Raw genomic sequence first — 21463 nt, 5'->3', positions numbered from 1 at the left:
CCGCCAGGCTCAGGGCATCACTTCCACGGTGGCGGCGTAGCTCAGGCGGCGTTCCTTGGCCTGCGGCAGCGTGGTCTTGCCGTCCTTGGTGCTGGCATCGATCCAGTACATGCCGGCCGCGGGCCAGGTCACGCTGAACTGGCCGTTGGCGTCGGTCTTGAGCTTGAGTTCGCCCAGCGCGTCGCGGTACTGCGTGTTGCCGGCGGTCACCGTGACTTCGAGGTCCTTGGCCGGCTGGCCGTCGACGTGCAGCGTGAAGCTGGACTTCTCGCCCTTGGCCAGGTCGGTGAGCGCACCGCTGGACGCCACCAGTTCCAGGCCCTGGCCGATGGCCTTGGGCGCGGAGGGCTTGCCGACCGAGACGAAGGTTTCGATGCGGCCGATCGACTGGGTGATGACCACGTCCTGCGCGTCGGCCGGGACGTCCTTGGCGATGGATTCGGCCGTGCCGCGCGCGCGCTTGGCCTGGCCCGTGGCCTTGTCCTTCCAGCTGGCGAAGGCGCCGTTGTTCACCACCGCGATGCGGTAGGTGCCCGGCAGCGCCGCGTTGACGTCGAACACGCTGCGGTGCTTGAGCTTGGCCTCGCTCTCGGCCTTGACCGCGCTGCCGTCGGGCGCCGTGATCTGCAGGTTCTCGAGCCGCATGGCCGCGTGGTTGGCGACGAACAGGTCGTTCGAGATGGCGGCGTCGACCGAGATGGTGTCGGGCTTGGACAGCACGGTGGAGGAGGGCAGCAGCCAGGCGTTGTGCGCATGGGCGGCGCCGAGCGTGGCGGCCAGGGTCGCGGCCAGGGCGATGGAGCGAAGCGAGAGGTTCATGTCGGTGTTCCGGTAAGGGGTGGGATCGGTGACGCTCAGGGCTTGAGTTCGAGTTTGATTTCGCCCAGTTCCGTGCTTCCGCTGGCGCTCTGCTGGTCGGTCTTGGCCGGCGGCCATTGGAAGGGAATCGTCACCACCTCGCGGCCGCCGACTTCGCGCGCGGCCTCGACCACGAACTTGTAGGCGCCCGGTGCGAGCTTGGCGGTCGCGGCATCGGCCAGGGCGACCTGGTGCTTGCCGGCCGGCTTGGTCGCGCCGGTCACGCCGTCGATCGGCACCTCGAGTTCGCGACCGGTGCGGCGCCACCACTGGCGCAGGTCCTTGAGCCACTTGGTGCCCTCGCCCTCGGGGTTGTTGGTCTTGGTCCGCACGTCGTACCAGACGGCGACCGTGGCGGCTACGCTGTTGTCGGCGCGTTCGATCCAGGCCGCCACATAGGGCCGGTGGTATTCGGAGGCGTTGATGCGCGGCACCTCGATGCTGGCGCCGAGACCGGCCGCGAAGACGGGGGCGCCGAACAGGGCGGCGAGCGCTGGCACGGCCAGGGAGTAGCGGACTTGCACGGAGAAGCCTTTCTGTCGAAGGAACGATCTAGTGGATGAACAGCAGTGCCAGCAGCACCGGGATGACCAGGCCCATGCCGACCATCGGCCAGGTGAAGGGCCGGTTGCCGGCGTGCATCTTGAGGATGAAGAGGCCGGTGATCGAGAACACCAGCGCGGCGCCGGCGAAGACGTCGATGAACCAGCTCCAGGCCACGCCGGTGTGGCGGCCCTTGTGCAGGTCGTTGAGGTAGGAGATCCAGCCGCGGTCGGTGCGCTCGTACTCGACCTCGCCGTCGTCCAGGTTGAGCCGCATCCAGGCGTCGCCGCCGGGGCGGGGCAGCGAGAGGTAGATCTCCGCTTCCGACCACTCGGCCTCGCCGGGCGTGTCGAGCTGCCAGTTCTTCTTCGCCCAGGCCTGCAGTTCGGTGGGCAGTTCAGCCCGGCCCTTGCGGGTCTTCACGATCTCGCCGGCCTGCTGCGCGAGCCGCTCGCGCTGGGCGGCATCGACGCTCGCGCGCAGCGTGGTGATCCTGGGCTTGGACTCGATCTGCGAGGCGTGGTTGAGCGTGAAGCCGGTGACCGCGAACAGGATCATCCCGATCAGGCACAGCGCCGAACTCACCCAGTGCCATTCGTGCAGGGTCTTGAGCCAGTAGGCACGTCGGCGGTTGTCGGGAGCGGAGGCGGTCTTCATTGGAAGGGCTGGATTCTAGCCCTTCAAATGAGAATGAATGTCATTCTTGGCCTTGTGGCCCGATGGAGAAAAGCGCCCGCATCCTCCGCGCGCCCGAGGGGCGATGCTCCGGATTCCATAGCGTGTGAAGTTGCGTAAAGGGCCGGCACGCCCATGAAAAAACGGGACCGAAGTCCCGTTGTGCAAGGCGAAGCGCGGCGGGCCGCTTACTGGATCTCGCCCATCTGCGACTGCAGGTAGTTCTGCAGGCCGACGCGGTCGACCAGGTCGATCTGGGTTTCCAGGAAGTCGATGTGCTCTTCGGTGTCGTCGAGGATCTTCTGCAGCAGGTCGCGCGAGACGTAGTCGCGCACCGTTTCGCAGTGGGCGATGCCGGCCTTGATGGTCGCCTGGGCGCCGTACTCGGCCTTGAGGTCGCAGGCCAGCAGTTCGGGCACGTCTTCACCCACGTTCAGCTTGGCCAGGTCCTGCAGGTTGGGCAGGCCGTCGAGCATGAAGATGCGGTCCATGAGCCAGTCGGCGTGCTTCATCTCGCCGATCGACTCTTCGTATTCCTTCTTGGCCAGCTTGTCCAGGCCCCAGTGCTTGAGCATCCGGTAGTGCAGGAAGTACTGGTTGATCGCGGTCAGCTCGTTCTTGAGCTGCGCCTGCAGATGTTCTATGACTTGTGGGTCGCCCTTCATGATCGTTTTCCTTGTTCTGAAAGAGGGGATTGTCCCGGTCCTCGCGGGGCCCGCGCAAGCAATCCCATGCGCTGCCGGTCTGCATGCGTACGAGGGTGATAGGCGTTCGTATTCGGTCGGTCGCGGGCCGCGGCCGGCCTTTGTTTTTCATAGGGGCCGCCGATGCAGTCGATAGTTCAATGCTATGAATTTGTCTTAATTGGTAGCTATACTCATGGCTCGCACAAAATTTTGTCCACCCGCAGTCTCCAAGGAATCACCATGTCCCTGATCAATACCGCAGTCCAACCCTTCAAGACCCAGGCCTACCTCAACGGCAAGTTCATCGACGTGTCCGACGAGACGCTCAAGGGCAAGTGGTCGGTCCTGATCTTCATGCCCGCGGCCTTCACCTTCAACTGCCCGACCGAAGTCGAAGACGCAGCCGACAACTACCCCGAATTCCAGAAGCTGGGTGCCGAGGTCTACATCGTGACCACCGACACGCACTTCTCGCACAAGGTCTGGCACGACACCTCGCCGGCCGTCGGCAAGGCCAAGTTCCCGCTGGTGGGCGACCCGACCCACACGCTGACCAACGCCTTCGGCGTGCACATCCCCGAAGAAGGCCTGGCACTGCGCGGCACCTTCGTGATCAACCCCGACGGCATCATCAAGACCGCCGAAGTGCACTCGAACGAAATCGCCCGCGACGTGAAGGAAACGCTGCGCAAGCTCAAGGCCGCCGTGTACACCGCCGCCCACCCGAACGAAGTCTGCCCGGCCAAGTGGAATGAAGGCGACAAGACCATCGCGCCGTCCTTCGACCTCGTCGGCAAGATCTAAGCGCCCCGCGCGGAAAAGCCCGGGCGCTCACGAGGCCCCGGGCCTTTTTGGCCCCAGTTGATAGTTTTAAGATATCGAAAGTGAGTCCTCCATGCTCGACGCAAACACCAAAGCCCAATTGAAGAGTTACCTCGAACGCGCCACCCAGCCGATCGAGATCGTCGCCTCGCTCGACGACAGCAAGGCCTCGGGCGAGTTGCTGTCGCTGCTGAAGGACGTCGCCGAATCGTCGCCGCTGGTCAAGCTCAGCGAAAGCCGCGACGACAACCACCGCAAGCCCTCGTTCTCGGTCAACCGCCCGAGCGAAAACCATGGCCCGCGCTTCGCCGGCCTGCCGATGGGCCATGAATTCACCTCGCTGATCCTGGCCTTGCTCCAGATCGGCGGCTATCCCCCGAAGGTCGAGCAGGAAGTGCTCGACCAGATCAAGGCGCTCGACGGCGATTTCGAATTCGAGATCTACGTCTCGCTGACCTGCCACAACTGCCCCGACGTGGTCCAGGCGCTGAACCTGATGGCGGTGCAGAACCCGCGCATCCGCACCACCATGATCGAAGGCGGCACCTTCCCCGACGAAGTCGCGGAACGCCAGATCATGGCCGTGCCCACGGTGTTCCTGAACGGCACCGAGTTCGGCCAGGGCCGCATGAGCCTCGAGGAAATCCTCGCCAAGATCGACACCAGCGGCGTCGAACGCGAAGCGAAGAAGATCGATGCCAAGGCCCCGTTCGACGTGCTGATCGTGGGTGGTGGCCCGGCCGGCGCCGCCGCGGCCGTGTATGCCGCACGCAAGGGCATCCGCACCGGCGTGGCCTCGGAGCGCTTCGGCGGCCAGGTGCTCGACACCATGGGCATCGAGAACTTCATCTCGGTCAAGGAAACGGTCGGCCCGAAGTTCGCGGTGGCGCTCGAGGAGCATGTCCGAGCCTACGAGGTCGACATCATGAACCTGCAGCGCGCCGCGGCGCTGGTGCCGGGCGACGACTACGTCGAGATCAAGCTCGAGAGCGGTGCCTCGCTCAGGAGCCGCACCGTGATCCTCTCGACCGGCGCGCGCTGGCGCAACATCAACGTGCCGGGCGAGCACGAGTTCAAGAACAAGGGCGTGGCCTACTGCCCGCATTGCGACGGCCCGCTGTTCAAGGGCAAGCGCGTGGCGGTGATCGGCGGCGGCAACTCGGGTGTAGAGGCCGCGATCGACCTGGCCGGCATCGTGGGCCATGTCACGCTGATCGAGTTCGACAAGCAGTTGCGCGCCGACGAGGTGCTGCAGCGCAAGCTGCGCAGCCTGAAGAACGTGGAGGTGTTCACCCACGCGCAGACCACCGAGATCACCGGCGACCAGACGGTCAACGGCCTGGTCTACAAGGACCGTGCGAGCGGCGAACTGCGCACCGTGGCGCTCGAAGGCGTGTTCATCCAGATCGGCCTGGTGCCCAACACCGACTGGCTCAAGGGCACGGTCGAGCTGTCGAAGCACGGCGAGATCGTGGTCGACGCGCGGGGCCAGACCTCGGTGCCGGGCGTGTTCGCCGCGGGCGATGCCACGACCGTGCCGTTCAAGCAGATCATCATCGCGGCCGGCGACGGCGCGAAGGCTGCACTGAGCGCCTTCGACCACCTGATCCGCACGCCGGCACCGGCGGAGAAGGCCGAGGAAGCCCTGGCTGTCGCCTGAGGTCTTTTCTTCAGATGAGAATTATTCTCATATAATTCGGCGCTCCGGGCATCCCGCCCGGCCACCGCCAGCCAGACGAGCCGCACGAGGTGCGCGCACAGGTCCAGCGAGCAGTTTCAACCACTGTTCCCTGGACCTTCGTTTTGGCCTCCTCCCTTCCTTCCCCCCATCGTCTTTCCGTCCTCTGCTCGCTGATCGCCATCGGCTTCGGCATGGCATCGCCGGCCTCGGCGCAGCAGGCCGCGGGCCTGCGCACGGCCGCGCTGGGCGAGGTCGTGGTGAGCGGCTCCCGCACCGAACAGAAGAAGGACGACCTGGCCGCCAGCGTCGAGGTGATCGACCGCGAGGCGATCGAGGCGCAGCAGATCCACGACATCCGCGACGCGGTGCGCGAGCTGCCCAACGTGTCGGTCAAGCGGGCGCCGGCGCGCTTCGGCCTGGCCTCGGGCAACACCGGCCGCGACGGCAATGCGGGCTTCAACATCCGCGGGCTCGACGGCAACCGCGTGCTGCTGCTGACCGACGGCATCCGCTCGCCGCGCAGCTACGTCTTCAGCGCCAACGCCTTCGGCCGCGACTACTTCGACATCGGCCTGGTCGAGCGCATCGAGATCATCAAGGGCCCGGCGTCGGCGCTCTACGGTTCCGACGGCCTCGCGGGCCTGGTCAACTTCATCACGCGCGAGCCGGCCTCCTTCCTGCAGGAGGGCAAGACCTTCGGCGGCAGCGCGAGCGTGGGCTACAGCGGCGACGACAAGGGCTGGCACACCGGCCTCACGCTGGCTGGCAAGCCCAGCGACACCGTGCAGTGGCTGCTGTCGGCGAACCTCAACCGCGCGCACGCACTGGACAACATGGGCGACAACGACGCGGCCAACATCGACCGCACCACGCCCAACCCCGAGCGCAGCCGCGGCAATTCGCTGCTGGGCAAGGTGATCCTCACGCCCAACGCCGACCAGCGCCACAGCTTCACCTTCGAGCATGTCGAGAAGACTTCGCGCTACGACCTGCTCTCAGGCATCGCCAAGCCGCCCTATGCCGCGGCCTCGGTTATCGGCCTGAACGCCAAGACCGACCAGGAACGCAACCGCCTCAGCTACGACGGCCGCCTGCGCGTGGACTCGGCGCTGGCCGACAACCTGCAGGCCGTGGTGAGCTACCAGAAGGCCAACTCGCGAGAGTTCATCTTCGAGGACCGCTTCACCTCCCCCGACCGCACCCGCGACGTCACCTACGACGAGAACACGCTGCAGCTGGGCCTGCAGGCCGACAAGACGATCCGCATGGGCAGCGACTGGGCGCAGCGCATCACCTACGGCTTCGACTACACGCTGGCCAAGATCGAGAACCTGCAGACCGGCCTGGTGCCGCCGGCCGGCGAGAGCTATCCGCTCAAGCGCTTCCCCGACACCAAGGAACGCACCAGCGCCTTCTATGTGCAGGACGAGTTCATCCACGACCGCTGGAGCATCACGCCGGGCGTGCGCGTCGACCATTTCTCCATCGATGCCGACCAGGCCGGCTTCAACGCCACCGCGGCCTCGCTGTCGGATTCGGCCGTGTCGCCCAAGCTGGGCGTGCTGTTCCGCGCCGCGCCGCAGTGGAGCGTCTACGGAAACTACGCCGCGGGCTTCAAGGCACCCAACGCCTTCCAGATCAACAACTTCTTCGAGAACATCACCTCGGGCTACAAGACCATCCCGAACCCGAACCTCAAGCCCGAGAAGAGCCAGAACTTCGAGCTGGGCCTGCGCGGCCGCACCGGCATCGTGAACTTCGACGTGGCCGCCTTCACCGGCAACTACCGGGACCTGATCGAGAACGACCGGCTGGTCGGCGGCCGCGGCATTCCGCGCATCGATCCGCTGATCTACCAGTCGGTGAACATCGGGCGCGCGCGCATCAGCGGTTTCGAGGTCAAGGGCGAGGTCGACTGGACCGCTTCCGGTAACGGCTTCTCGCTGCCCTTCGCCTACGGCCAGACGCGCGGGCGCGACCGCACGACCAACACGCCGCTCAACTCGGTCGATCCGCAGAAGCTCTACGTCGGCCTCAAGTACCAGGCGCCGGTGTGGAGCCTGCGCCTCGATGCGGTCCACCATTCGGCCAAGAAGAGCGCCGACGTCGACCACAGCGAGATCGTCGCGGCGACGCGCAACCCGGCCGCCACGCAGTTCGTCACGCCCTCGGCCACCACGCTGGACCTGAGCGCGCAGTGGCGCATCCGCAAGGACTTGCGCTTGAACGCGTCGGTGGTCAACCTGACGGACAAGAAGTACTGGATGTGGAGCGACGTGCGCGGTGTGGCGTCGAACTCGAACATCCGCGACGCCTACACCCAGCCCGGCCGCAGCTTCAACGTGTCGCTGGTGGCCGATTTCTGATTCATGCCTGACTGAAGAAAGAAGAACACGATGAACGTTCATGAGATCCGTGCGCAGTTCGCCGCGCTGCGTGCACAGGGCCGCCGCCACAAGGACGCGGCCGAGGCGCTGTCGATCAGCGAAGGCGAGGCCATCGCCGCCCACGCGGGCGAGCATGCGCAGGCGCTGCGCGCCACGCCCCTGCGCGGGCCCTGGCTCGCGCTGCTGCAATCGCTGGAGCGCTGCGGCCCGCTGCTGGCGCTGACGCGCAACCCGTCGACGGTGCACGAGAAGACCGGCATCTACCAGAAGCTCTCGGGCTCCGGCCATGTCGCGCTGGCGCTGGGCGAGGACATCGACCTGCGCCTGTTCTTCAGCCAGTGGCATGCGGGCTTCGCGGTCAGCGAGGCCGCGGCCAACGCCGACCAGCCGCCCTCGCTGAGCCTGCAGTTCTACGATCCGCACGGCCTGGCGGTGCACAAGATCTTCGCGCGCGACGCGACCGACCGCGCGGCGCTGCAGTCGGTGATCGATGCGCACACCGACCTGGCGCTGGCGCCGATCTTCACGCCGCCCACGCCCAAGGCGCCGCCGCGGCCCGATGCGCAGATCGATGCCGAAGGCCTGCGCGCGGCCTGGGCCGCGATGCAGGACACGCACCAGTTCTTCGGCCTGCTGAACACCTTCGAGGTCGAGCGCCAGCAGAGCTTCCGGCTCACGCAAGGGCGCTTCACCCAACGCGCGGCGACCTCCGCGATCCGCGCGCTGCTGCACGAGGCGGCCTTCGAGGGCGTGCCGATCATGGTGTTCGTCTCGAACGCCGGCTGCATCCAGATCCACACCGGTCCGGTGGTGCGCATCGAGCCGATGGAGATGCGCGGCATGCAGTGGCTCAACGTGCTCGACCCGGGCTTCAACCTGCACCTGCGCGAGGACCTGATCGAGGCCGTGTGGATCGTCGAGAAGCCGACCAGCGACGGCATCGTGACCTCGGTCGAGGCCTTCGACCGCGACGGCCAGCTGATGGCCATGTTCTTCGGCGCGCGCAAGCCCGGCGCCGCCGAGCGCGAAGACTGGCGCGCGGTGGTGCGCAAGCTGGCGCGCGCGGAGGCGGTGGCATGAGCAACCTCAAGACGGTCGAGATCAAGGCCTTCGTGCCCGCGAAGGACTACGCGCTGTCGCAGGCCTTCTACCGGGACCTCGGCTTCACGATGGCTTCGGACGGCGGCGGCGTCTCGTACTTCCACCACGGCTCCACGAGCTTCCTGCTGTGCGACTTCTATGTGCAGGCGCTGGCCGAGAACCTCTCGATGCACCTGCTGGTGGAAGACGTGCACGCCTGGTGGGCGCAGGTGCAGGCCAGCGGCGTGGTCGAGCGCTACGACCTGCGGATCACGCCACCGGTCGAGCAGCCCTGGGCCATGATTGACTTCACGCTGACCGATCCTGCCGGCGTGTGCTGGCGCATCGCGCAGAACATCCCGCGCAAGGCCTGAGCACCGCATGAACATCCCGTCCTTCTCCGATTCGCGGCGCGAGGCGCTGCGGCTGGCCCTGGCATCGGCCGGCGCGCTCGCGCTGCCCGCGCTGGCGCAGGCCAAGGCCCCGCGCCTGGTCACGATCAGCGGCGCGATCACCGAAGTGGTCTATGTGCTGGGCGCCGAAGCCCAGCTCGTGGGCACCGACACCACCAGCATCTACCCGGCGGCGGCACTGAAGACGCCCAAGGTCGGCTACATGCGCCAGCTTTCGGCCGAGGGCCTGCTGTCGCTCAAGCCCGATGCGGTGATCGCCACCACCGAGTCCGGCCCGACCGTGGTGCTCGACCAGTTGCGCGGTGCCGGCGTGAAGCTCGAACTGGTCGAGGCCGACCACAGCTGGGCCGAAGTGCAGCGCAAGGTGCAGGCCGTGGGCCGCGCCGCCGCGCGCGAGGCGCAGGCCCGCGAACTGCAGGCCAGGCTCGACGCCGAGTGGGCCCAGGTGCAGCAGCGCGTGGCCGCGGCCTCGGGGCGCAAGCCGCGCGTGCTCTTCGTGCTCTCGCACAGCGCGAGCCCGCAGGTGTCGGGCGAGAAGACCGCCGCGAACGCGGTGATCGGCTTCGCGGGCGGCGTGAACTGCCTCGCTGGCTTCCAGGGCTACCGCCCGATGACGGCCGAGGCCATGGCCAGCGCCGCGCCCGACGTGATCCTGACCACCACCCAGAGCCTCGAGGCGCACGGCGGCATCGACAAGTTCTGGCAACGGCCGGAGCTGGCATTGACGCCGGCCTTCAGGAAGCGTGCACTGATCGCGCACGATGCGGTGCTGCTTCTGGGCTTCGGGCCGCGGCTGCCGGGCGCCATCGGCGAGTTGCACACGCAGTTGCTCAAAGCATGACCACGCGCTGGTCCGAGCGCACGGTGCTGGGCACCGGCGCGGCGCTGCTCGCGCTGATGCTGGTCGTGGCCGCGTCCTCGGGCGCCTATGCGATCAGCGGCGCGCAGCTGATCGGGGTGCTGCGCGACATCTGGCAGGGGACCGAACAGCCCTCGCCGGAGCACCTGGTCTTCGTCAACATCCGGCTGCCCCGGTTGATCCTGGGCCTGGTGGCCGGTGCCGGCCTGGGCATGGCGGGCACGCTGATGCAGGGGCTGTTCCGCAATCCGCTGGCCGACCCGGGCCTGATCGGCATCAGCAGCGGCGCCGCGCTGGCGGCGGGCGTGACCATCGTGCTCGGTGCCTCCTTCTTTCCGCACCTGCCGCGCAGCCTGGGCAGCTGGACGCTGGTGGCCACGGCCTTCGGCGGCGGTTTCGCGGTCACGCTGCTGATCTACAGCCTGTCGCAGAGCGAGGGCGGCACGCGCATGGCGCTGATGCTGCTCGCGGGCATCGCGATCAATGCGCTGGCCGGCGCCGGCCTGGGCTTCCTGAGCGTGATGGCCAGCGACGAGCAGCTGCGCAGCCTGCAGTTCTGGCTGCTGGGCAGCCTGGGCGGCGCGCGCTGGAGCGCGGTGCTGCTGGTGGGGGCCGTGGTGCTGGTCGCCCTCGCGGCGGGCATGACGCTCGCGCGGCCGCTCAATGCCATCGCGCTGGGCGAGGCGCAGGCGGCGATGCTGGGCGTCGACGTCGAGCGCATCAAGCGGCGCGCGATCTGGGTCACGGCCTTCGCGGTCGGCGCCGTGACCGCCACCACCGGCATCATTGGCTTCGTCGGCCTGATCGCGCCGCACTGGGTGCGGCTGATCGCCGGGCCCGACCACCGCATCGTGCTGCCGGCCTCGGCCCTGCTGGGCGCGGTGCTGGTGCTGGCCGCCGACACGGTGGCGCGCACCGCCATGGCGCCCACCGAGCTGCCGCTGGGCGTGCTCACGGCCGCGATCGGCGTGCCGATGTTCCTGCTGATGCTGCGGCGTTTCCGGGGGCGGCTGTGACGCTGGCCTGCATCGAGGTGTCGGTCGCCGTCGGCGGCAAGACGCTGCTGCCGCCCGCGAGCGCCCGCTTCCTGCCGGGCCGCGTGGCCGCGATCCTCGGCCCCAACGGCGCGGGCAAGTCGACGCTGCTGTCGCTGCTGAGCGGCCAGCGCGCGCCCACCCGGGGCCGGGTGCTGCTGGATGAGCGCCCACTCTCGGCGCACGGCCCGGCCGCGCTGGCGCTGCGCCGCGCGGTGATGCCGCAGGAGAGCGCGGTGGCCTTCGATTTCAGCGCGGTCGACATCGTGGCGCTGGGCCGCTATCCGCACCGGCGCGCACCGAGCGCGGACGAGGACGCGATCGTGCCCGCCGCGATGGCGCTGACCGATGTGACGGCGCTGGCGCCGCGGGTGCTCAACACCTTGTCGGGTGGCGAGAAGGCGAGGGTGCACCTGGCGCGCGCGCTAGCCCAGCTCTGGTCGCCGCGGCCCGATGGCGCGGTGCGCTGGCTGCTGCTCGACGAGCCCACGGCCGCGCTCGACCTGGCCCACCAGCACGCCGCCATGCAACTGCTGCGGACGCGGGCGGCCGAAGGCGTCGGCGTGGTGGCCGTGCTGCACGACCTGAACCTGGCGCGCCGCTATGCCGACGACGTGCTGGTGCTGGACGGCGCCGGCGGCGTGCACCAGGGGCCGGCCGCCGAGGTGCTGCAGCCCGCGCTGATCGAAAGGGTGTGGCGCATGCCCTGCCAGCCGGTGACCAGCGCCGACGGCACGGCGCAGTTCCTGTTCGGCTGAACGCTCAGTACGTGAGCCGCTGCGGCTGCAGCTCCTGGAGGATCGTCGTGGCGATCTCCTCGATCGACTTGGTCGTGGTGCTGAGCCAGCGGATGCCCGCGCGCCGCATCATGGCCTCGGCCTCGCTGACCTCGTGGCGGCAGTTCTCGAGGCTGGCATAGCGCGAGTTCGGCCGGCGCTCGTTGCGGATCTCGCTCAGGCGCTCGGGCTGGATCGTGAGGCCGAAGATCTTCTTGCGATGCGGAATCAGCGCGGGCGGCAGCTGGCGGCGGTCGAAATCCTCGGGGATCAGCGGGTAGTTGGCGGCCTTGAGGCCGTGCTGCATCGCCAGGTAGAGCGAGGTCGGCGTCTTGCCGCTGCGGCTCACGCCCACCAGGATCACGTCGGCGCCCTGCAGGTCGCGGTTGCTCTGGCCGTCGTCGTGCGCCAGGCTGAAGTCGATGGCCGCGATGCGCGCGGTGTATTCCTTGCTCTTGCTGACGTCGCTGAAGCGGCCGATCCGGTGGTTGGACTTCATCGCCAGCTCGATCTCCAGCGGCCGCACGAAGGTGCCGAACATGTCGAGCAGCATGCCCTTGCAGCCGGTTTCGATCACGCCCAGCACGTCCATGTTGGCCAGCGTGGTGAAGACGATGGGGCGCTGACCCTCGATTTCGGCCGTGTGGTTGATCTGCCGCACCGCCTGGTGGGCCTTGTCGACCGTGTCGGTGAAGGGCAGCCGGATGTGCCTGGGCTTGATTTCGAACTGCGCCAACACGGCGTTGCCGAAGGTTTCTGCGGTGATGCCGGTGCCATCGGAGACGAAGAAGACAGAGCGTGTGGTCATGATGAGGCGGTTTTGTCCTTCTGCACGACCGGCGAGGTCGCGCCTACAATCCGGCCCATTATCGAGATTTCGTCCGGCCGGACGTCACTTTCTCGACACCCTATCTACATCCCATGTCCACCGCGCCCGCACCCAAAGCAACGACAACGATCGTGCAGCGCCGTCCGCATGCGGCACCGGTTTCAACTTCTGGAGCTTTCCCATGTCTGCACTTTTCGACGCGACCGCCTTGGTCGTTCCGTTTGAAAACCTGAGAATGACCGACGTCGAGTCGGTCGGCGGTAAAAACGCCAGTCTCGGCGAGATGATTTCCCAGCTGCCGCAAGGCGTGCGCGTGCCCACGGGCTTCGCGACCACGGCCCATGCGTTCCGCGAATTCCTGGCCCACGACGGCCTGGCCGACAAGATCAGCAAGCGCCTGGCCGCGCTCGACACCGAGGACGTGCGCGCGCTGGCCGTGGCCGGCGCCGAGATCCGCGCCATGGTCGAGGCCCAGCCCTTCCCGGCCGACCTGCAGAAAGCCATCGGCGACGCCTTCGCCACGCTGAGCGCGGGCAACCCGGCCGCCTCGTTCGCCGTGCGTTCCTCGGCCACCGCCGAAGACCTGCCCGACGCTTCGTTCGCGGGCCAGCAGGAGACCTTCCTCAACGTGGTCGGCATCGACGACGTGCTGCACAAGATGAAGGAAGTGTTCGCTTCGCTCTACAACGACCGTGCGATCAGCTACCGGGTGCACAAGGGCTTCGCGCACGACGTGGTCGCGCTGTCGGCCGGCGTGCAGCGCATGGTGCGCTCCGACCTGGGTGCGGCCGGCGTGATGTTCACCATCGACACCGAGTCGGGCTTCGAGGACGTGGTCTTCATCACCTCCAGCTACGGCCTGGGCGAGACGGTGGTGCAGGGCGCCGTCAACCCCGACGAGTTCTACGTGCACAAGCCGACCCTCAAGGCCGGCAAGCGCGCGGTGATCCGCCGCAACCTGGGCTCCAAGCTGATCCAGATGGAGTTCGCCACGCCGGAAGAGAAGAAGGCCAGCGGCAAGCTGGTCAAGACCACCGACGTCAAGGCCGAGCAGCGCAACCGCTATTCGCTGAGCGACGCCGACGTCGAGCAGCTGGCCAAGTACGCGCTGGTGATCGAGGAGCATTACGGCCGCCCGATGGACATCGAGTGGGGCAAGGACGGCACCGACGGCCACCTCTACATCCTGCAGGCGCGTCCCGAAACGGTGAAGAGCCAGCAGCAGGGCAAGCCCGAGCAGCGCTACAAGCTGCTGGGCCGCGGCGCGGTGCTGGCCGAAGGCCGTGCCATCGGCCAGAAGATCGGCACCGGCCCGGTGCGCCTGGTGCACAACATCAGCGAGATGGACAAGGTGCAGGCCGGCGACGTGCTGGTCACCGACATGACCGACCCCAACTGGGAACCGGTGATGAAGCGTGCCGCCGCCATCGTGACCAACCGCGGCGGGCGCACCTGCCATGCGGCCATCATCGCGCGTGAACTCGGCATTCCGGCCGTGGTGGGCTGCGGCGACGCGACCGACCTGCTCAAGGAAGGCACGCTGGTCACCGTCAGCTGCGCCGAGGGCGACACCGGCTTCATCTACGACGGCCTGCTCGAGACCGAGGTGACCGAGGTCCAGCGCGGCGAGATGCCGCCGGTCGACCTGAAGATCATGATGAACGTGGGCAACCCCCAGCTGGCCTTCGACTTCGCGCAGCTGCCCAACCACGGCGTGGGCCTGGCCCGGCTCGAGTTCATCATCAACAACAACATCGGCGTGCACCCGAAGGCGATCCTCGACTACCCGAACGTCGACACCGACCTGAAGAAGGCGGTCGAGTCGGTGGCGCGCGGCCACGCCTCGCCGCGGGCCTTCTACGTCGACAAGGTGGCAGAAGGCATCGCCACCATCGGCGCGGCCTTCTGGCCCAAGCCGGTGATCGTGCGCCTGTCGGACTTCAAGTCCAACGAGTACCGCAAGCTGATCGGCGGCAGCCGCTACGAGCCGGAAGAAGAGAACCCGATGCTGGGCTTCCGCGGCGCGGCGCGCTACGTCAGCGACGAGTTCCGCGAGGCCTTCCTGATGGAATGCGAGGCGCTCAAGCGCGTGCGCAACGAGATGGGCCTGACCAACGTGCAGATCATGGTGCCCTTCGTGCGCACCCTGAAGCAGGCCGAGCGCGTGACCGACCTGCTGGCGGCCGAAGGCCTCAAGCGCGGCGAGAACGAGCTCAAGATCATCATGATGTGCGAGGTGCCGAGCAACGCCATCCTGGCCGACGAGTTCCTGCAGTACTTCGACGGCTTCTCGATCGGCTCGAACGACCTGACCCAGCTCACGCTGGGCCTGGACCGCGATTCCGGCCTGGAGCTGCTGGCGGCCGACTTCGACGAACGCGACCCGGCCGTCAAGGCCATGCTGAGCCGCGCCATCAAGGCCTGCAAGGCGCAGGGCAAGTACGTCGGCATCTGCGGCCAGGGCCCCAGCGACCACCCGGACTTCGCGCTGTGGCTGGCCAACGAGGGCATCGAATCGATCTCGCTGAACCCCGACAGCGTGATCGACACCTGGCAGCAGCTCGCCAAGCGCTGAGTTGCCTGCACCGTGGCGCGGGCCGGTCCCGCGCCATGGCGAGTCCTTCCAGGCGCGCGCGTGCAATGGCGCGACCCTGTTGCATCGGATGCAATTTGAAGCAAATAGACTTTTTGCTGTCAAACTGGCTGTTCGAGACAACACGCTTGGAAGGCACCATGATTCTTCTCAAGACAGAAGCGGGCCAACGGGTCTTCAAGGACCGTTCGATCCGCCTGACACCGCGGCAGCGTTCCGCCTTCATTCTTTTCGACGGCCAGCGCTCGGTCGACGACGTGCTGGGCGCGGGCATGGGTATCGCGCGCGAGGACATCGAGCAGATGGTCGAACTGGGCCTGCTGGGCCAGCCGGGCGCGGCGGTGGCGGCGCCCCGCGATGCAGCAGCTGCAGCAGTGGCGCCGGCGCCCGTCGCGCCCGTCGACGCTGCGCGCTCGCCCCAGCAGCGCTACCAGGACGCCTACCCGGTCGCCACCCAACTGACCGGCGCGCTCGGCCTGCGCGGCTTCCGCCTCAACCTGGCGGTGGAGGGCACGGCTTCCTATGAGGAACTGCTGGCGCTGGCGCCAAAGATCCGGGCCGCCGTCGGCCCGGACAAGGCCGAAATGCTGGACCGCGCGCTGGGCCTCGGCGTCGATTCCTAGGCTTTCACGGCCATGTTGCTATAATCGCCGGCTTTGCCTTGCCACACTGCGCCGACGCTGCGGGTGGCTTTAACCCTTCTACGGAAGATCCACAAGGAGTGCCATGCGTCATTACGAAATCATTTTGCTGATCCATCCGGATCAGAGCGAGCAAGTTCCGGCCATGCTGGAGCGCTACAAGGGCCTGATCACGACCGGCGGCGGGAAGATCCACCGCGTCGAAGACTGGGGCCGTCGCCAGCTGGCGTACCAGATCAACAAGCTCAACAAGGCGCACTACCTGTGCGTCAACATCGAGGCTGAACAGGCCGTGATGGCCGAGCTGGAACACGCGTTCAAGTTCAACGACGCCGTGCTGCGTCACCTGACCGTCCAGAAGAAGAAGGCCGACACCGGTCCTTCGTCGATGATGAAGACGGTCGAACGCGAAGAAGCCCGCAAGGCTCAGCAGGCCGAATACGCTGCCAACAACAACTGATGATGTGTCTCCGGCTGCCGCGGTCAATCAGCTCCTGCTGACGGCCCGCGTCGTCGAACTCGGTACCCTGCGGTTCACCCCCGCGGGCCTGCCCGCCCTGGACCTGAAGCTCGAACACGAGTCGACGGTGCAAGAGGTCGGAAGGCCCCGGCAGGTCAAGGCGGTCCTCAAGGCCGTCGCCTTCGGCGCAGTGGCCGAACGGTTCGCGACGCAGGCGCTGGGAAGTCTCTGGCGATTCAGGGGCTTTCTGGCGACACCCGGCTCGGCCAAGCACCCGGTGCTCCACATCCAGGATTTTCAGCAAGATTAATTTTCGAAGAGAGGTCCCGAAATGGCCACGTTCAAGAAATTCAACAAAGACAAGCGCCCCAAGCGCAACACCCAGTCGCTGCTGTTCAAGCGCAAGCGTTTCTGCCGCTTCACGGTCGCTGGCGTCGAAGAGATCGACTACAAGGACATCGACACGCTGCGTGACTTCATCAGCGAAAACGGCAAGATCATCCCCGCACGCCTGACCGGCACGCGCGCGATCTACCAGCGTCAGCTCAACACCGCCATCAAGCGCGCGCGCTTCCTGGCCATGGTCCCGTACAGCGACCAGCACCGCGTCTAAGGGGAATACACATGCAGATCATTCTTCTGGACAAGGTCGTCAACGTCGGCGCCCTGGGCGATATCGTCAAGGTCAAGGACGGCTACGCACGCAACTTCCTGATCCCGTCGGGCCGCGCCCGCCGCGCCACGGAAGCCAACAAGGCCGAATTCGAAGCCAAGCGCGTCGAGCTCGAAAAGGCTGCGGCCGCCAAGCTGGCCGATTCGCAAGCCCAAGGCGAGAAGCTCGCCGGCACGGCAGTCAAGATCACGCAGAAGGCCGGCGTCGACGGTCGTCTGTTCGGTTCGGTCACCAACGGTGACATCTCCGAAGAGCTGAACAAGCTCGGCTACAAGGTCGTGAAGTCGCAAGTGCGCATGCCCAACGGCCAGATCAAGGTCGTCGGCGACAGCACCGTCAGCGTCGCGCTGCACACCGACGTGGTGGTCGACATCACCGTGTCGGTCTACGGCGAAACCGCCTGATCGTCGCTCGCGCTTCGTGCGCGTCGCAGAAGCCGCCTTCGGGCGGCTTTTGTTTTTCCGGATGACCCTGCCGCGGGTTGTCCTCGTCGCTGCACCGGAAGATCACACCTTATCCACAGTGTTGTCCCGTGCGCAGCCCTGCCGCGCGCCGTAGCATCGGTGATTGCAAGGAAAGCCCATGTCCGCCGTTTTCTCCTATGCCGACAATGACTCGTCGGGCGATCGCGAAGTCGCGAAGCTACGCATCCCACCGCATTCCATCGAGGCCGAATCCAGCGTACTGGGCGGGCTGCTGCTCGACAACGGCGCCTGGGACCGGATGGGCGACCTGCTGGTCGACGCCGACTTCTACCGCTACGAACACAAGCTGATCTACGGCGCCATCGGCACGCTGATCAACGGCTCCAAGCCGGCCGACGTGATCACCGTGTTCGAGCACCTGGAGAACCTCGGCAAGGCCGGCGAAGTGGGCGGGCTGCTGTACCTCAACTCGCTCGCGCAGTACGTGCCGAGCGCAAGCAACATCCGCCGCTATGCCGAGATCGTGCGCGAGCGCTCGATCCTGCGCAAGCTGGTGACGGCCGCCGACGAGATCTCGACCGAGGCCTTCAACCCGCAGGGCAAGGCGGTCGACAAGCTGCTCGACGAGGCCGAGCAGAAGATCTTCAACATCGGCGAAGAGGGCTCGCGCTCGAAGCAGGGCTTCCAGGGCATGGACACCCTGGTGCTGGAGCTGCTCGACCGCGTGACCGAGATGGCCGACAACCCGGCCGACATCACGGGCGTGCCGACCGGCTTCATCGACCTCGACCGCATGACCTCGGGCTTCCAGGCCGGCGACATGATCGTGCTGGCCGCGCGCCCCTCGATGGGCAAGACCGCGCTGGCCATCAACATCGCCGAGAACGTGGCGCTCAACGAAGGCCTGCCCGTGGCCATCTTCTCGATGGAAATGGGTGCCTCGCAGCTCGCGGTGCGGATCGTCGGCTCGATCGGCCGCATCGACCAGACCCACCTGCGCACCGGCAAGCTCACCGACGAGGAATGGCCGCGCCTGACCGAAGCGATCGAGAAGCTGCGCACCATCTCGCTGCACATCGACGAGACGCCGGGCCTGACCACCAGCGAACTGCGCGCGAACTCGCGCCGGCTCGCGCGCACCTGCGGGCAGCTGGGCCTGATCGTGGTCGACTACCTGCAGCTGATGAGCGTGTCGACCTCGATGAACGACGAGAACCGCGCGACGGCCGTGGGCGAAATCTCGCGCGGCCTGAAGATGCTGGCCAAGGAACTGAAGTGCCCGGTGATCGCGCTGTCGCAGCTCAGCCGCGGCGTGGAATCGCGCACCGACAAGCGCCCCATGATGAGCGACCTGCGCGAATCGGGCGCCATCGAGCAGGACGCGGACGTGATCATGTTCATCTACCGCGACGACTACTACGACAAGAACAGCAAGGAGCCCGGCGTGGCCGAGGTGATCATCAGCAAGCAGCGGAACGGCCCGACGGGCACGGTCAAGCTGGCCTTCCTCAAGTCGATCACCAAGTTCGAGAGTCTGGCCATGGGTGGCGGCGGCGGCGACTTTTGAGCGTGCCGTCGACGGCGCCGGCCCGTCTGCCGCAACCGGCCCAGTTCGTGGTCCGGGGCATCGTGCCCACCGCGGAACAGGCAGCGATCCAGATCGCGCCCGAGAACACGATCATCATCGAGGCCAATGCGGGCGCGGCCAAGACCACCACGCTGGCGCTGCGCATGGCCGAATCGTGGACCCGCGGCGTCCAGCCCCGGGACTGCCTCGCGCTGACCTACACCGACGAGGCGCGCGAGGCGCTCACCCTGGCGCTGGGCCGCATCGGCGTGCCGGCGGCGGTGGTGCGGCAGTTCGGCATCGAGACCTTCGAATCCTTTTCGCGCTCGGTGCTGCGTGAACTCGACGGCGCGCTGGTCCCGGTCAGGCCCGACGCCGAGGCGCTCAAGGGCGCGGTGTGGGAAGCCATCGAGACCGTCGCCGGCAACGAATCGGAGCGCTGGCGCAGCGAGCTGGTGATTCCCTCGATGGGCGACAACGCCACCGTCGAGGCCTTCCTGCAGGTCGACCTGAACCTCAAGGGCCGCATGCTGCTGGACCTGGGCGAGCACGAGGGCGCGACCGACCCGGCCTTCGCCGCCTCGCTGGGCTGCGACTACACGCTGCTCAAGATCTTCAAGGCCTACGAGCGGATCCGGCGCGGCGGCCACCCGGACCATCCGGTGTTCCGCGGCCCCTTCGACGCCACCTACGACCTGGCCCGCGCCATCCTCGAGGGCGAACTGCCCGAGTCGCTCGCGGCCTGGCCGCAGCGCGTGAAGATGGTGATGGTCGACGAGATGCACGACATGAACCAGGCGATGCACCTGATCCTGTCGAAGCTGCTGGGCACGCACCGCTTCTTCTGCGGCGTGGGCGACGTGGACCAGGTCATCTATTCGGCGGCGGGTGCGGACGCACGCTTCCTGGGCGACGAGATCGAGCGCACCAACGCGCGCCGCATCCGGCGCTATGCGCTCACGGCCAGCTTCCGCTACGACGCGTCGCTGGCCCGGGCGGTGTCGCGCTTCAAGCAGAAGAAGTGCGCATCGGCCAGCGCGCACGCGACCACCGTGCGGACCCAGGTCTACGACGACGACGGCGCGCAGAGCTGCGAAAACCTGCTGGTCGAGGAGATCCGGCAGGCCAAGCTGGGGCGCAAGCGGCAACCTGCGTTCGCGGTGCTGCTGCGGCATCCGGACCAGTCGGTCGAGCTGGAGAACGCCCTGCTCGCGGCCGACATCGCCTATACGACGCGCGGCTTCGACAGCTACCTGATGCGCCCCGAGATCCTGCTGGTGCGCGGCCTGCTGGCCGTGGCGGCCGACCGCTTCACCAGCATCGACGATCCGCAGACGCGGCGGCGCGTGGTCGAGGCCTTCGTGTTCTTCTGCGACGTGCGCATCAGTTCGACGGGGCAGGAGAACCGCACGCAGCGCGAGCTGCTCGAGGATGCGATCCGCTATGTCACGGACAACCCGCTGATCCTCAAGCTCTTCTTCGAGAACCAGGTGCTCAAGGGTGTCACGCCCGTGGTGGCGCAGCGCCTGCGCGCCGCGGTGCAGATCGCCCAGACGGCCTCGGGCCCGCAACTGCTCGAACGCGTGGTGACGGCCTTGCGCATGGACCTGCTCGCGGCCGGTGCCTTCGTGCAGGAGGCGCGGCGCGCGGAAGTGCAGGGCAACCTGCGCGGCCTCGCGCATTCGGCCCAGCGCTTCGCCACGCCGGCCGACTTCTTCCAAAGCCTCAACGATGCCGAGATCAAGCAGCGCACGCTGCGCAATGCCTCGGCGGGGGTGCTGCTGGCCGATGTGGCCTCGGTCAAGGGACTGGAGTTCGAGCATGTGGCCTTGCCTTACCTGAAGCAGGGCGAGTTCCCCGGTGACCGGGGCACGCCGCTGGAGGAGGAGAACCTCTTCTATGTGGGCATGACCCGCGCGCGCAACTCGCTGAGCCTCTATGCGCATCGCGCGCAGCCCAGCGGCTTTGTCGCGCGCCTGCGTTGAGAACGCATGCCCAGGTCGCACGGTCACATCCTGGGTGTGCGTCCCTGCGAAAAGCTCACAGGAACGTGCGGCGCCCGATCCGCGCGCCCCTCGAAGTGAGCCATGCCTCCGCAACGGTGCAGATTCTTCAACTTTCTGCCTGAGTGCTTCGAAATCCTTCCGCTTTGGCATATACTCGTGGGCTTCGCTCAGCAGACGTCACGTACGAAAGCAGATCGGGGTGGAGTCGGAAGGCTTCACTCTGATGAGCAAAGAAAAAAGCCGAAAGGTTTGACGAAGTCACCAAAACCGAGTCATAATCGAAGGCTGCGCTGAAAACGAATCGCGGTTGAGCTTCAGGAAGACGAGAGTCGAGTGAAGCAAGGCGGTGAAGAAAAAGAAAGCGAAAAAAGTTTGACGGTTCTGTAAAAACCGTGATAGACTACAAGGCTTCGCTGATCGCAGCGAACGCAAGCAGAAGACGGTAGATGTCTGAT

21 protein-coding genes are annotated in these 21463 nt (G+C 66.9%); 16 read left to right on the top strand and 5 right to left on the bottom strand.

Going from position 1 to position 21463, the window contains the following annotated elements; translation table 11 throughout:
- Positions 1–9 precede the first annotated feature (9 nt).
- The 4 genes from QTI20_RS20025 to bfr form a co-directional block, all read right to left on the bottom strand.
- Positions 10–819 carry a DUF4198 domain-containing protein gene (locus QTI20_RS20025; RefSeq protein ID WP_286556481.1) on the bottom strand — a complete coding sequence of 270 codons (810 nt, stop codon included), beginning with the start codon at positions 817–819 and terminating at the stop codon, positions 10–12.
- A 35-nt stretch (positions 820–854) separates the two neighbouring features.
- The gene (locus QTI20_RS20020; RefSeq protein WP_503011464.1) at positions 855–1382 is read right to left on the bottom strand and encodes a DUF2271 domain-containing protein; all 528 of its coding nucleotides are present in this window, start codon (positions 1380–1382) and stop codon (positions 855–857) included.
- A 28-nt stretch (positions 1383–1410) separates the two neighbouring features.
- Positions 1411–2058 (bottom strand): PepSY-associated TM helix domain-containing protein, encoded by a 648-nt coding sequence (locus QTI20_RS20015; RefSeq protein WP_286556482.1) that lies wholly within the window; start codon positions 2056–2058, stop codon positions 1411–1413.
- A gap of 206 nt (positions 2059–2264) precedes the next feature.
- The gene (gene bfr / locus QTI20_RS20010) at positions 2265–2741 is read right to left on the bottom strand and encodes a bacterioferritin (RefSeq protein WP_183026204.1); all 477 of its coding nucleotides are present in this window, start codon (positions 2739–2741) and stop codon (positions 2265–2267) included.
- 261 nt (positions 2742–3002) lie between these two features.
- Between bfr and ahpC the strand changes: the two genes are divergently transcribed.
- From ahpC to QTI20_RS19970, 8 genes are all read left to right on the top strand, one after another.
- Positions 3003–3566: an alkyl hydroperoxide reductase subunit C gene (gene ahpC, locus QTI20_RS20005; RefSeq protein ID WP_183026203.1), complete on the top strand. Its 564-nt coding sequence runs from the start codon at positions 3003–3005 to the stop codon at positions 3564–3566.
- 91 nt (positions 3567–3657) lie between these two features.
- Positions 3658–5244 (top strand): alkyl hydroperoxide reductase subunit F, encoded by a 1587-nt coding sequence (ahpF, locus tag QTI20_RS20000; RefSeq protein WP_286556483.1) that lies wholly within the window; start codon positions 3658–3660, stop codon positions 5242–5244.
- A 143-nt stretch (positions 5245–5387) separates the two neighbouring features.
- Positions 5388–7631: a TonB-dependent hemoglobin/transferrin/lactoferrin family receptor gene (locus QTI20_RS19995; protein WP_286556484.1), complete on the top strand. Its 2244-nt coding sequence runs from the start codon at positions 5388–5390 to the stop codon at positions 7629–7631.
- Positions 7632–7661: 30 nt separating this feature from the next.
- Positions 7662–8732 carry a hemin-degrading factor gene (locus tag QTI20_RS19990; RefSeq protein ID WP_286556485.1) on the top strand — a complete coding sequence of 357 codons (1071 nt, stop codon included), beginning with the start codon at positions 7662–7664 and terminating at the stop codon, positions 8730–8732.
- The gene (locus tag QTI20_RS19985; RefSeq protein ID WP_286556487.1) at positions 8729–9106 is read left to right on the top strand and encodes a VOC family protein; all 378 of its coding nucleotides are present in this window, start codon (positions 8729–8731) and stop codon (positions 9104–9106) included. The genes QTI20_RS19990 and QTI20_RS19985 overlap by 4 nt, the downstream gene beginning before the upstream one ends.
- A gap of 7 nt (positions 9107–9113) precedes the next feature.
- Positions 9114–9986 carry a heme/hemin ABC transporter substrate-binding protein gene (locus QTI20_RS19980; protein WP_286556489.1) on the top strand — a complete coding sequence of 291 codons (873 nt, stop codon included), beginning with the start codon at positions 9114–9116 and terminating at the stop codon, positions 9984–9986.
- Complete coding sequence (locus QTI20_RS19975) at positions 9983–11020, top strand: FecCD family ABC transporter permease (protein ID WP_286556490.1); 1038 nt, start codon at positions 9983–9985, stop codon at positions 11018–11020. The genes QTI20_RS19980 and QTI20_RS19975 overlap by 4 nt, the downstream gene beginning before the upstream one ends.
- Positions 11017–11796 carry a heme ABC transporter ATP-binding protein gene (locus tag QTI20_RS19970; RefSeq protein ID WP_286556492.1) on the top strand — a complete coding sequence of 260 codons (780 nt, stop codon included), beginning with the start codon at positions 11017–11019 and terminating at the stop codon, positions 11794–11796. The genes QTI20_RS19975 and QTI20_RS19970 overlap by 4 nt, the downstream gene beginning before the upstream one ends.
- 4 nt (positions 11797–11800) lie before the next feature.
- Here the strand turns inward: QTI20_RS19970 and ppsR are convergent, their stop codons facing one another.
- Positions 11801–12622: a posphoenolpyruvate synthetase regulatory kinase/phosphorylase PpsR gene (gene ppsR / locus QTI20_RS19965; protein WP_183026197.1), complete on the bottom strand. Its 822-nt coding sequence runs from the start codon at positions 12620–12622 to the stop codon at positions 11801–11803.
- A gap of 202 nt (positions 12623–12824) precedes the next feature.
- Between ppsR and ppsA the strand changes: the two genes are divergently transcribed.
- From ppsA to QTI20_RS19925, 8 genes are all read left to right on the top strand, one after another.
- Entirely contained in the window at positions 12825–15218 is a 2394-nt protein-coding gene (gene ppsA, locus QTI20_RS19960; protein ID WP_286556494.1) for a phosphoenolpyruvate synthase, read from the top strand.
- Between the two features lie 158 nt (positions 15219–15376).
- Positions 15377–15859 (top strand): hypothetical protein, encoded by a 483-nt coding sequence (locus tag QTI20_RS19955; RefSeq protein WP_286556495.1) that lies wholly within the window; start codon positions 15377–15379, stop codon positions 15857–15859.
- A gap of 103 nt (positions 15860–15962) precedes the next feature.
- Positions 15963–16337: a 30S ribosomal protein S6 gene (rpsF, locus tag QTI20_RS19950; RefSeq protein WP_183026194.1), complete on the top strand. Its 375-nt coding sequence runs from the start codon at positions 15963–15965 to the stop codon at positions 16335–16337.
- A 4-nt stretch (positions 16338–16341) separates the two neighbouring features.
- A complete protein-coding gene (priB, locus tag QTI20_RS19945; RefSeq protein WP_286556497.1) occupies positions 16342–16647 on the top strand; it encodes a primosomal replication protein N in 306 nt (101 codons plus the stop codon).
- 21 nt (positions 16648–16668) lie between these two features.
- Entirely contained in the window at positions 16669–16950 is a 282-nt protein-coding gene (gene rpsR, locus QTI20_RS19940; RefSeq protein ID WP_007830781.1) for a 30S ribosomal protein S18, read from the top strand.
- Positions 16951–16961: 11 nt separating this feature from the next.
- Positions 16962–17414, top strand: a complete 453-nt coding sequence (gene rplI / locus QTI20_RS19935) for a 50S ribosomal protein L9 (RefSeq protein ID WP_219210011.1) — start codon at positions 16962–16964, stop codon at positions 17412–17414.
- 178 nt (positions 17415–17592) lie between these two features.
- The gene (dnaB, locus tag QTI20_RS19930; protein ID WP_183026192.1) at positions 17593–19002 is read left to right on the top strand and encodes a replicative DNA helicase; all 1410 of its coding nucleotides are present in this window, start codon (positions 17593–17595) and stop codon (positions 19000–19002) included.
- A 2-nt stretch (positions 19003–19004) separates the two neighbouring features.
- Complete coding sequence (locus tag QTI20_RS19925; protein WP_286556501.1) at positions 19005–20987, top strand: UvrD-helicase domain-containing protein; 1983 nt, start codon at positions 19005–19007, stop codon at positions 20985–20987.
- Positions 20988–21463 lie beyond the last annotated feature (476 nt).

Origin of the sequence: Variovorax sp. J2P1-31 (assembly GCF_030317215.1) — a bacterium.
In the GTDB taxonomy this organism is placed as follows: domain Bacteria; phylum Pseudomonadota; class Gammaproteobacteria; order Burkholderiales; family Burkholderiaceae_C; genus Variovorax.
The sequence above is the reverse complement of the archived record's forward strand: the minus strand, read 5'-3'. Positions and strand labels throughout refer to the sequence as shown.